This is a genomic window from Anaerobacillus sp. MEB173, from assembly GCF_052119505.1.
Lineage (GTDB): Bacteria > Bacillota > Bacilli > Bacillales > JBJMAU01 > JBJMAU01.
The window spans coordinates 1-11610 of record NZ_JBJMAU010000032.1; the positions used below are offsets into that span (position 1 = coordinate 1).

The 11610-nt window shown below is 35.9% G+C and carries 9 protein-coding genes and 2 riboswitches; all 9 genes read left to right on the forward strand.

From position 1 onward, the window contains the following. Window positions 1-223 precede the first annotated feature (223 nt). Window positions 224-1036, forward strand: a complete 813-nt coding sequence (locus tag ACJ2A9_RS23005) for a sensor histidine kinase (RefSeq protein WP_441424036.1) — start codon at window positions 224-226, stop codon at window positions 1034-1036. 36 nt (window positions 1037-1072) lie between these two features. Continuing rightward, complete coding sequence (locus tag ACJ2A9_RS23010) at window positions 1073-2362, forward strand: hypothetical protein (RefSeq protein WP_441424037.1); 1290 nt, start codon at window positions 1073-1075, stop codon at window positions 2360-2362. Then, window positions 2355-2927 carry an accessory gene regulator ArgB-like protein gene (locus ACJ2A9_RS23015; protein WP_441424038.1) on the forward strand — a complete coding sequence of 191 codons (573 nt, stop codon included), beginning with the start codon at window positions 2355-2357 and terminating at the stop codon, window positions 2925-2927. Before ACJ2A9_RS23010 ends, ACJ2A9_RS23015 begins: the two co-directional genes overlap by 8 nt. A gap of 2 nt (window positions 2928-2929) precedes the next feature. Further along, the gene (locus tag ACJ2A9_RS23020) at window positions 2930-3052 is read left to right on the forward strand and encodes an AgrD family cyclic lactone autoinducer peptide (protein WP_441424039.1); all 123 of its coding nucleotides are present in this window, start codon (window positions 2930-2932) and stop codon (window positions 3050-3052) included. A 282-nt stretch (window positions 3053-3334) separates the two neighbouring features. Further along, the gene (locus ACJ2A9_RS23025) at window positions 3335-4306 is read left to right on the forward strand and encodes an AAA family ATPase (protein ID WP_441424040.1); all 972 of its coding nucleotides are present in this window, start codon (window positions 3335-3337) and stop codon (window positions 4304-4306) included. Beyond that, window positions 4306-5541 (forward strand): DUF58 domain-containing protein, encoded by a 1236-nt coding sequence (locus ACJ2A9_RS23030; protein WP_441424041.1) that lies wholly within the window; start codon window positions 4306-4308, stop codon window positions 5539-5541. Before ACJ2A9_RS23025 ends, ACJ2A9_RS23030 begins: the two co-directional genes overlap by 1 nt. After that, the gene (locus ACJ2A9_RS23035; RefSeq protein ID WP_441424042.1) at window positions 5528-7729 is read left to right on the forward strand and encodes a DUF4129 domain-containing transglutaminase family protein; all 2202 of its coding nucleotides are present in this window, start codon (window positions 5528-5530) and stop codon (window positions 7727-7729) included. Before ACJ2A9_RS23030 ends, ACJ2A9_RS23035 begins: the two co-directional genes overlap by 14 nt. A gap of 48 nt (window positions 7730-7777) precedes the next feature. Next, window positions 7778-7879: riboswitch (purine riboswitch) on the forward strand. Window positions 7880-8013: 134 nt separating this feature from the next. Continuing rightward, window positions 8014-9555: a glutamine-hydrolyzing GMP synthase gene (gene guaA / locus ACJ2A9_RS23040; protein WP_441424043.1), complete on the forward strand. Its 1542-nt coding sequence runs from the start codon at window positions 8014-8016 to the stop codon at window positions 9553-9555. An 82-nt stretch (window positions 9556-9637) separates the two neighbouring features. Further along, window positions 9638-9739, forward strand: a riboswitch (purine riboswitch). Between the two features lie 243 nt (window positions 9740-9982). Next, complete coding sequence (locus ACJ2A9_RS23045; protein ID WP_441424044.1) at window positions 9983-11284, forward strand: NCS2 family permease; 1302 nt, start codon at window positions 9983-9985, stop codon at window positions 11282-11284. The last annotated feature ends 326 nt before the right edge of the window (window positions 11285-11610 follow it).

The following is an 11610-nucleotide window of genomic DNA, read 5'->3' on the forward strand; positions in this document are numbered from 1 at the left end:
AAAGCAAACACATCCATATTGGGTGTGTTTTTATTTTTAAAAGATATAGTTAAGTGATTTATAAATTTCTATTATAGAAAGGATTTTTTGCAATTAAATGAGAATAGTATATAGATCCAAAAAAGTGTGATATATTCTATTTTAGTAGAATGTGCAGATAAGGATTATAGACATACGATTTATTGCAACAATTTTAATTCACACATACATAGGAGTACTTCGAATGAGTAATTTATTTAACAAAAAGTGGTTTCGAAAAAAGACCCAAAGTAATGAAAAAATGGAACAACAATTGAAAGAAGAAAATGAACGGGTGTTAGGAATAGAAGAGGAAAATCAATCAATTGACCAGCAACATGCTGTAATTGGACGAATGGCGGCATTTTTTGCCCATGAAATTCGCAATCCGCTAACATCAATTATTGGTTTCTCCCAATTTTTGGAGAAGAAACCAGTCATCCAAGAAAACCCGGATGTTGCCCATTACATATCGATCATAAAGGATGAAGCAACAAGAATGGAATCGCTAATTCAAGAGCTTCTTAGTTTATCCAATTCTCATTTACATCAAGATAATCTTTCTATTATTGATGTGAGACATAGTATTGAAAAGATCGTGACCATCTACCAATTTCAAGTAACTGATAGAAATATTGAAATTAAGATCGACTTAGCGGAAGAAGCGTATATTTTTGGAAATACAAATCGTTTTGAAAGAGTGGTCATCAATCTTATCAAAAATGCAATAGAAGCAATTGGCGAAAATGGAGCAATTAACATTCAAGTCACAAGAGAAAATAATGATGTACATATCTCAATGATTGACACCGGCCCTGGCATCCCCCCTGAGAAACTTGAGCAAGTTTTCTACCCGTTCTTTACTACAAAGGATGAAGGAACAGGAATTGGGTTGCCGATTTGTAAAACAATAATAGAAACGTTAAAAGGGACACTAGATATTCAAAATCATCCGACTAAAGGTGCCCATGTTATGATTAAAATACCAGAAAGTCAAAATTCACCATATAAAAAATAAGCAATGACTGTTCAGAGTAGTTAGGAGAAAAACATTATGGACTATATCGTGTTCGTTTTAGTATCCACTCTTGAATGGATTGCTCTTTTATCAATTCCTGTTGTTTTACTTGGATACTATTACCGAAAATATTTTACAACTATTATTATATTAGCTTTTATCATGAGTGTACTTTCGATGCTATTTCGAATGACATCTTTACAAGTAGCCATGATAATTGGAATCCAAATTTTGATCTTGCTATTTTTAGTGAAATTATTTTTCAGAGCCAATTTTATACAGGCCTTTGTCATTATGAGTATGGGATATGGTTTTTATAATTTTGTTCAAATGCTCATTATTGAAATGGTCGTTCAAGCATTAGAATTTCAATATGTTCAAATCTATTTTACTCTACCGATAACAACGACGATTCAATTAACAACGGCATTCTTAATGTATGGATTATGCTATTGTGTTTACTATTTTAAATTAGAATTAACGGAGCTTCGTTATTTAATTGAAGATCGTTTGATTAGTAAAAAGTACAAAAATATACTCATTTTTATTTGTACGTTAATGTCTATCTTTATCGTCTTAATCAATTTTGTTTTTCTTACCCAAAATTTTGCATTTAAATTTTTTACGATTATCGTTACCTTGATTCTTACATTTGTGATCTTATTAACTTATGTTATTTTACATTCGCAATTTCAGGTGAAACGGTTAATTGAGGCGAAAAAGTTTTATTTAGATCAGGATCAACAGGTAGCAACAATCGTAAAGAAACTCAGTGATGATTACAAATTACATTTTAAGGCAATCGCAAAGCTTTGCGAGAGTAATACCACTCACTTAATCAAGAAGTATGTAGATGAAAATCAATTAGAGAAACGTGCTTCAACAGGGGGGTTAGATACTGGTCTCCGTTCCGGTATTGATAGGTTGGATGAGATGCTTTATGCACTCATAATAAACAAACGAAAATTAGCAAGCCTTTTGAACGTGTCGATTGAGGTTAACACAGAAGTTAAAGACGATGTTAGAACAACATTACTAGAAGTGAGGAATCTTAGCATTATTTTAGATGATTTAATTTTGATGCTATATCGCTTACCTGAATCGCAAGAAAAAAGTATTTACTTTAACATTAAAATCACGAAGCAAGAAATCATATATGAGATTTCAAGTCCTTTCGATATTCGTGAAGATCAATCGGCAGAGTTGCAGCTTTTTGATGCACTTTTGCGATTCAAAAAAAACCATGTGATCGTTCAATCGAAATTGAATCCAGTACATATTCGTATTCATTTCCCTCCGATCAAAAAGGCTTGGTTTGATGTTTGAGAAATGGGCCATTGTTTTTGCAAACCAAATAAAAAAGTCTAATCCCGATGAAACGGAACAACATGATGTTCTAGTATTTGGATTTACAATTCTATTTAATTTGTTATTTACTTTTGTACTAGTTTTAGTCTTTGGCGCATTGCTAGGTGCACTTGGATTATTGTTACAAGTGACAATCTCATTTATGCTCCTCCGAGTTTTAACTGGAGGGGCGCACTTCGATGACTCACTTACTTGTTCCATAATGACTCTAGCATTGGTCATTGCTTTTATCTTGTTACCATCTTTTCCATTGTTAATGTATGTTTATTTTATAATTACGATCGGATTGCTATTATTGTATGCTCCTTATTATGAGCCACACCAGTTACAACATTCGAAGGAGTGGGAACGAAAAAAGAAATATGCTGCTATCTTATGTGTATGCATTAGTATGGTAATCTATCAACTTTTCGGACAACCTGGTTTTGTTTTTGGTTCATTGTTACAAGCTTTGCTATTGACACCAGTTAGTATCAACTGTACATACAAATTCAATACAGCACTGAAAAAAGGAAGAGGATAATAATGAAAAAAACTGCAAAATATGTCTCGCTAATGACCGTTGCTCTATCTAAAATTTTTGTTAATGCTTCTAGTCCTGCTTTACATGCCCCTAAAATTCCTAAGAGTTTAAAGAAAGAAAAATAATGAGGGTGAAAATTCTTTTTCTTTAATAGTGTATTTTTTAAAATGGAGGTCTCTCTTGAGTTGTTTTTTTAACTCATGAGTGACCTCTTTTTATATTATTTTATAAAATTTTCTTGGGTGTCCAGTAAAAGTGGCTTTATCTAAACATGTACCATTAAATACAAATCGACAATACTCGTAAAATAGGATTTTGTTGTAATCAACTATGTTATTATTAGTGATAGAGTGGCAATCATTTATTTATGATGAGAGTTAGTTTTATAGTTAGGGGGTAATTGCTGCATGTTATCTGATAAACTGTATCAATCCTACCATCCTTATATTGCGAAAGCGATTGAAAATATAGAGAAGGTAGTTGTAGGTAAAATAAGAGAAGTTGAACTAAGTATTGTTGCCCTGCTAAGTGGCGGCCATATATTATTAGAGGATGTCCCTGGTGTTGGGAAAACGATGATGGTTCGGTCGATTGCTAAGACGCTAGGAGCCGAGTTTAAAAGGATCCAATTCACACCTGATTTATTACCATCCGATGTAACTGGAGTTTCAATATATAACCAAAAGACAATGACGTTTGAATTTCGTCCAGGTCCAGTAATGGCCAATGTAATTTTAGCAGATGAAATAAATCGAACTTCACCTAAGACTCAATCAGCTCTTCTTGAGGCATTAGAGGAAGGGAGTGTCACGACTGATGGTGAAACGAGAGTTCTTCCCAAGCCTTTTTTTGTAATGGCTACTCAAAATCCGATTGAGTACGGAGGAACATATCCATTACCAGAAGCGCAATTAGACCGTTTTTTATTTAAAATAAAAATAGGTTATCCAAGTCAAGAGGAAGAGTTGGAAGTATTAAATCGAATTGAAAAAGGTCATCCGATCGATCTCATTAACTCAGTGGTAACAATTGAACAAGTGTTAGAAATGATCGAGCAAGTATCCCTTGTCTATGTCGATGAAGCAATAAAAAAATACATTATTAATCTTGTAAGTGAGACGAGAGCACATCAACAAGTTTACTTAGGAGTAAGTCCGCGCGGATCGATTGCGTTAATGAGAGCTTGTCAGGCGTATGCATTTATCAAAGGCAGGGATTATGTACTCCCGGATGATGTAAAGTATTTAGCGCCTTATACATTTTCTCATCGGATCATTTTAAAATCCGATGCAAAGATTTCCGGCATTTCAAGTGAACAAGTTATTAATGAAATTATTAAAAGCATGAAAGTTCCGGTAAAGAAGGAAGCGATTCGCTAATGAAAAGACTGAATCCAAAGATTCGCTTTGTTATAAATATCGTGATCTTAGTCATTATTTTTCTAGCAACATATGTCTATGGGATGTTTCAAGGTGGATTTGTTAGTTGGTTTTTGTTTTATAGTGTTACGTTTCTTTTAATAAGTGCACTTGTTGTGCTTGCGTTTCCATTTAATAGGTTAGTGGTAACGAGGGAGATACACAAACAAGTATTTACAACTGGTGAGAAGGTTACTGTTACAGTTCGAGTGAAGAGAGAGAGTATGTTTCCGTTTCTTTTCCTTCAACTGAAGGATCGTTTACCTGAAGAGTTGGAGAAAACAGGTGATTATCAAACTAACAAACTTTTTTTCTTCTCTTTAAAAAAAGAGTTAGTATTTTCTTATGACCTGAAACTAATATCTCGTGGCGAATATCACTTAAATGCAGTAGAGGTAGGAACAGGTGATTTTTTTGGTTTAGTGACAAAGGTAAAGAATTTTAAGGTTATGAATACGCTCCTTGTTTATCCGGAGTATCAGGACCTCCGCAACTTATCAGTCATAACTCGGGATGAGGTCCAATCGATGAATTCTCAAAATGAGTATGGAGATGATATTGCGTCAATAAGCGGTGTAAGAGACTATGTTCAAGGGGATCGGCTTAATAATATTCATTGGAAAGCCTCAGCAAGGGCGAGCAAATTAATGACGAAAGAGTTTGAAGTGTATGATGGACAAAGTTATTTGCTTATTTTTGATTGTGCATTGGTTAGCAAACATTATCAGTCGGTTATGTTGTTTGAAAGGGCAGTTGAATTAGCTGCGTCGATTGTTCGCTATAGTATGCAAAATAAGATTATGCTTGGATTTGTTGCTGCAGGAGACAAAATCAAGAAGTTGCCTATTCAATGTAGTGATGAACACCAAATGAATATTTTTCAACAGTTAGCAAAACTCAACTATACAAATCGTTCGAGATTCAGTGAAGTAATGAATGACAATGTCATACCGAATGGAACAACCGTACTTGTTATTAGTACAACGGTTACTGAGGAAACAGTGAAGAGCATGTACAACCTTGATTTGCAAAAAACAAAGGTGGCATTTTTCCTTGTAACTGACGGTTTACCTGGAAACAAAAACGAACAGCTGTATATGAATGAGCTGAAGAAAATGAACATTGTACCGTATGTTATGAAGAGTAAGATCTTTAATGATGATCTAAAAGCAGGTGAGAAACATGTTAGATCATAAAAGAAAATACCACTGGTTTTATCATTTATTTGTGTATGGGTTAGGTTTTTTACTTTTTTGGGAGTGGCTTCGTCCTGTGCCGGTGATTACAGAGACGGGAAGTATTCATGTGTTTGTATTGTTTACAGCTTTTTCATTTGTTATTACATTTTTGCAACTGCCGAGTTGGGTGTCATTGCCCCTAAAGTTTCTCGCGATTTTATATGGAGTTCAGCTTCTCTTCTTTGTAGGTCCGTTTCTCTCATTAAACTGGACGATGCTCTTTGGTATGGATATAGCGCAAAATGTAGAAATCATTTTCGCTGGCGATTGGCAAGGACTTTCAGATTCATTTCGAAGCTTCCTATTATTTGTTTTATTATCAATAATGAGCTATCTCATTTATTATTGGATTGTCCTGAAGAGAAGGATATTTCTTTTCTTTTTATTAACAGTTCTGTTTGTTACAACTGTTGATACATTCACTCCTTATGATGGTACGTACGCTATTATTCGCGTAGTCATCATTGGTTTTAGCCTTCTTGGATTAATGCAGATGTTTCGGTTACTGGAGAACGGACAAAAGAGAAGCCTGCATGAGCGTTTTTCTTTGAAGTGGTTATCTTCACTTATCTTAATAATTTTGATTTCTTCTGGGTTTGGTTTTATTATGCCTAAATTTGATCCTCAATGGTCAGATCCTGTACCAGTGGTGAAGAAGATAGTGTTTGGGGAAGATGCTGTTAATGGAACATCGCAAACGATTGGTTATAGCTCCTATGCTGAATATTTAGGTGGAGGCTTTGCTGAAGATGACAGCTTAGTTTTCACAGCAGAAACGAAGAAGGCCCATTATTGGCGCGGGGAAGCTATGGATTTTTATACAGGGAAGGGCTGGGAAGTCTCAACTGAAAGTACGGGGAATAGTGATATTAATTTATACCGTTCTTCTGTAGACACAGAAAGGCTAGAAGCAAAAATCCAAATGGCTGAAGGGAAAGAATATCCACATATTTTTTATCCGGGTCAATTTGTTTTTATAGGAACTGAAGGTAGAAACTTCTACCCGAACACTGATTTATATACAGGGAAAATTCATATTTATGAAGATGGTCAACAAGTTACATTGTCACAATATACGTTAATTTATGACTATCCTCAATTTTCATTAGAAGCACTTCATAATAGTAATGAGAATGATCCGTCGGAGATTCAGGATTACTATTTGCAACTTCCGGATGATCTCCCTGATCGAATTTATGATTTAGCTCTTGAGATTACGGAAGGTCTTGAATCACGATATGAAAAAGCGAAGGCGATAGAACAGTACTTTTTTTATAGTCGATTTCAATATGAGACAGTCAACGTCCCTAGACCAAATGATAATGAAGATTATGTAGATCAATTTTTATTTGAAACACAAAGGGGTTATTGTGATAATTTTTCCTCAGCAATGGCAGTTCTCCTACGTACGCTTGACATTCCTACTCGCTGGGTACGAGGCTTTACCCCTGGTCAGTTGACTGAAACATCAGCTGATGATGTTAGGGTATATGAAGTTCGTAATGAAAATGCCCATTCATGGGTCGAGGTTTACTTTCCTGACGTAGGTTGGGTCCCGTTTGAACCGACTGTTGGTTACAATAACACCGCTGAATTTATTAATGACACTGAAGAAGAGCAAACAGTAGAGAATGAAGAGGAAGTAATTGAAGAAGAGGAAGAAGAAGTAGAAAATATTGAGGAAGAGACAAAAGAAGAAGAGCAAGAAGATGAAGTGAATGTGGAACTTACAGATAAAGATAACACGATTCGCGGGTCTGCATGGTTAAAGATTATTCCACTCGTTGTATTAGGGCTAGTACTCATTCACTCGCTTATTAAATGCATCATTTTCTTTGTAGAAAATCGCCGGCGTTTTTATGGGCTGCTGCAATACTACCGTTTTCAAAAGCGGGATGACGATCAAGTATTTGAAGAAGCATATAATGGATTACTAAAAATACTGGACAAGCATGGAATTAAAAGGGGAACTGACGAAACGTTAAGAGAGTATGCTTGTAAGGTTGATAGGCTGATGCAGTCAACTGAGATGGGCGAGCTTACAAAAGGATATGAGAAGGTATGTTACGGTGGAAAGCCTTCAAGCGATATGTGGAATGAGATGAAACCGTTATGGGAGAGCTTAGTAAAAAAAATGAGTTCTTGACCGTTTAAACAACCATTGATAAAATTAATCCGTATTTTCATCTAGGTAATTTCATAATGTATTAACCTTCATATATCCTTGGGAATAAGGCCTGAGAGTCTCTACCGGACCACCGTAAATGGTCTGACTATGAAGGCAGAACGTTTAGGTACTAGAGCTAGAATTCTGCCTTTGTATGAAGTGACAAGGGAGTTTTTCTAGCTTTTTTTAATACATTAATAAAAAGTTTCAAATAATACATTTATCTAGGGATTGCAAATGGAATCATTGAGAGGATGGATAAGATGGACAAGATAGTAAATGAAATGATTGTTGTACTTGATTTTGGAGGGCAATATAATCAGCTAATTGCAAGAAGAATCCGTGATTTAGGTGTATACAGTGAGTTGCATCCTAACACGATTACAGCTGAGGAAATAAAAAAAATGAATCCAAAAGGCGTTATCTTTTCTGGGGGGCCTAATAGTGTGTATGGTGATGGGGCTCCACGCTGTGATGAAGAAATCTTTGATCTAGGAATACCAGTCCTTGGAATTTGCTATGGTATGCAACTGATGACTCATCACTTTGGTGGGAAAGTTGAAGCTGCGAACCATCGTGAATATGGAAAAGCGATGATCACAGTGCAAAACGAAACAAAGCTATTTGATGAGTTACCGAAAGAACAATCAGTATGGATGAGTCATGGTGATTTAATTGTTGCTCCACCTGAAGGCTTCGTTGTTGATGCGACAAGTGCTTCTTGTCCTGTTGCATCGATGAGTGATGTTTCACGCCACCTCTATGGTGTACAGTTCCATCCGGAAGTGCGTAATTCTGAGTACGGTAATCAAATGCTTGAAAACTTTGTCTTCAAAATTTGTGAATGTGAAGGCAATTGGTCAATGGAGAACTTTATTGAAATTGAAATGGAGAAAATCCGTGAGCAAGTAGGAGATAAACAAGTTCTTTGTGCACTTAGTGGCGGTGTAGATTCTTCTGTAGTTGCTGTTCTTGTTCATAAAGCGATTGGTGATCAGTTAACGTGTATGTTTATTGATCATGGGCTATTACGAAAAGGTGAAGCAGAAAGTGTAATGGAAACATTCAGTGAAGGTTTCAATATGAATGTTATCAAAATTGATGCCCAAGACCGTTTCCTTAGTAAATTAAAAGGTGTTAAAGACCCTGAGAAGAAGCGTAAAATTATTGGTAATGAGTTTATTTATGTGTTTGAGGAAGAATCTTCGAAGTTAGAAGGAATGGATTTCCTTGCACAAGGCACGCTTTATACAGATATTATTGAAAGTGGTACTGCTACAGCCCAAACGATTAAATCACATCACAATGTTGGTGGGCTTCCTGAAGACATGAGGCTTCAACTGATTGAACCATTAAATACACTGTTCAAAGATGAAGTACGTAAAGTAGGAACAGAACTGGGCATTCCAGATGAAATTGTGTGGCGTCAGCCTTTCCCAGGTCCAGGATTAGGTATCCGTGTCTTAGGAGAAATTACGGATGAGAAATTAGAGATTGTTCGTGAATCAGATGCTATCCTTCGTGAAGAAATTAAAAAGGCAGGACTTGACCGTGAAATTTGGCAATACTTTACGGCTCTTCCTGATATGCGTAGTGTTGGAGTAATGGGTGATGCAAGAACGTACGACTATACTGTTGGTATTCGGGCAGTAACCTCAATTGATGGTATGACTTCTGATTGGGCGCGCATTCCTTATGATGTGCTTGAAGTGATTTCAACAAGAATTGTAAACGAAGTAAAACATGTCAATCGTGTGGTTTATGATATTACTTCGAAGCCGCCGGCGACCATTGAATGGGAATAGGCGAATATTAAAATAATTTATAACAGAAATGTTCGGAAATTGATTGACAAGTGATCCTTCCGCTGATAGACTGATAATGTGAAAATTAAATGTCGAAATCAGTCGTATAATTTCGGGGATATGGCCCGATAGTTTCTACCAAGCTACCGTAAATGGCTTGACTACGGAGGATCGGAAAGTATAGTTACGTAAAGAGGGATGTTCTGTTCTCAATTCTTTCTTTTTGTACTTTCAGGTTTTTTGTTGTCAAAGCTCTAGGTAGAATTTACCTAGAGCTTATTTTTGTACAATGAGTAATTTTTGTGCAAAATACGACTAACTTTTGACTTTTGCCATTGATTCGGCAAAAGCCAGGTTAATGATCCAACTGTTTTCTCGATATTTTGCTTAATGAATAAAACTAACTAAGAGGAGGAGCAATTTTATAATGGATCGTTATTTTGGTTTTAAAGAACATGGAACAAGTTATCGCAAGGAGTTTATAGCAGGTTTAACAACTTTCTTATCAATGGCTTATATTTTGTTTGTGAATCCAGACATCTTAAGTGCTGCCGGTATGGATAAAGATGCAGTATTTGTTGCAACAGCATTAGCTGCAGCAATTGGTACAATTATTATGGGATTAGTTGCAAACTATCCGATCGCATTAGCACCAGGAATGGGACTAAATGCATTTTTTGCTTTTTCTGTTTGTATCGGTATGGGAGTTCCTTGGGAAACAGCGTTATTAGGTGTATTTATTTCAGGTATAATCTTTATTTTGATTACATTATTAGGAGTTCGAGAATTAATTATAAATGCGATTCCAGCTGAACTGAAATATGCTGCTGCAGCCGGGATTGGGTTATTTATTGCTTTTATCGGTTTGAAAAGTGCAGGTATTGTGGTTCCTAATGAGGCAACAGTTGTTTCACTTGGGGATATGCTAGCCCCAACGACATTGCTTTCTATTTTCGGTGTTGTTATTACCGTTATCTTAATGGTCCGTGGTGTTAGAGGTGGTATCTTCTATGGAATGATTTTAACAGCAATTGTTGGAGTCATTTTTGGTCTTATTGAAAGACCAGCGCAAATTGTAGGTTCCATACCGAGCCTTGCACCAACATTTGGAGCAGCATTTTCTGTTGATTTCTCACAAGTATTTACAGTGACAATGTTAGTCGTTATTCTTACTTTCCTTTTTGTTGACTTCTTTGACACAGCAGGAACATTATATGCTGTAGCTAACCAAGCTGGATTTATTAAAGATAATAAATTGCCTAGAGCTAACAAGGCGTTACTAGCAGATTCATCTGCATCATCAATCGGTGCCATACTGGGAACGTCAACAACAACAGCTTATATTGAATCATCCGCGGGAGTTGCAGCTGGAGGAAGAACTGGGTTTACGTCTTTAGTTACGGCATTATTCTTCTTGTTAGCGTTGTTCTTCTCACCGCTGTTAACAGTTGTAACTGCTCAGGTTACGGCACCAGCCTTGATTATTGTAGGAGTTCTTATGGTTTCAGCGCTTAGTCAAATTGATTGGAATAAGTTTGAGATTGCAGTTCCGTCATTTTTAACAATAATCGCAATGCCGCTCACGTACAGTATTGCAACAGGAATTGCACTAGGTTTCATTATGTATCCCATCACAATGTTCTTTAAAGGTCGTGGAAAAGAAATTCATCCAATTATGTATTTCTTGTTTGTAGTATTTATTCTTTACTTTGTTTACCTTACTGAATAGAAAGAGAAGGCTGCAGCTTATAGCTGTAGTTTTTTTCTTGTAAAAATTGGATAGTGATTTAGGGTTGTCTAATTTATCTATTCTTGGTATAGTAGTAAACGTTGCTGCGATGAGCAAACAACAACCTCTCTTTTTTTGAAAAAAGTTATTGACGAAAGAGATGAGGAATGCTATATTAGTTAAGTCGCTAACGAGCGATAACCTAGTTCTTTGAAAACTGAACAAAAAAAGCCAAGCGAATTATTGAGATACATGATATCTCGTCAATGAATTTTATTTTGAGCCACAAACACTTTTATGGAGAGTTTGATCCTGGCTCAGGACGA

Coding starts and splice junctions, on each gene's coding strand:
- ACJ2A9_RS23005 (WP_441424036.1), top strand. CDS start 224: ATGAGTAATTTATTTAACAAAAAGTGGTTTCGAAAAAAGACCCAAAGT.
- ACJ2A9_RS23010 (WP_441424037.1), top strand. CDS start 1,073: ATGGACTATATCGTGTTCGTTTTAGTATCCACTCTTGAATGGATTGCT.
- ACJ2A9_RS23015 (WP_441424038.1), top strand. CDS start 2,355: ATGTTTGAGAAATGGGCCATTGTTTTTGCAAACCAAATAAAAAAGTCT.
- ACJ2A9_RS23020 (WP_441424039.1), top strand. CDS start 2,930: ATGAAAAAAACTGCAAAATATGTCTCGCTAATGACCGTTGCTCTATCT.
- ACJ2A9_RS23025 (WP_441424040.1), top strand. CDS start 3,335: ATGTTATCTGATAAACTGTATCAATCCTACCATCCTTATATTGCGAAA.
- ACJ2A9_RS23030 (WP_441424041.1), top strand. CDS start 4,306: ATGAAAAGACTGAATCCAAAGATTCGCTTTGTTATAAATATCGTGATC.
- ACJ2A9_RS23035 (WP_441424042.1), top strand. CDS start 5,528: ATGTTAGATCATAAAAGAAAATACCACTGGTTTTATCATTTATTTGTG.
- guaA (WP_441424043.1), top strand. CDS start 8,014: ATGGACAAGATAGTAAATGAAATGATTGTTGTACTTGATTTTGGAGGG.
- ACJ2A9_RS23045 (WP_441424044.1), top strand. CDS start 9,983: ATGGATCGTTATTTTGGTTTTAAAGAACATGGAACAAGTTATCGCAAG.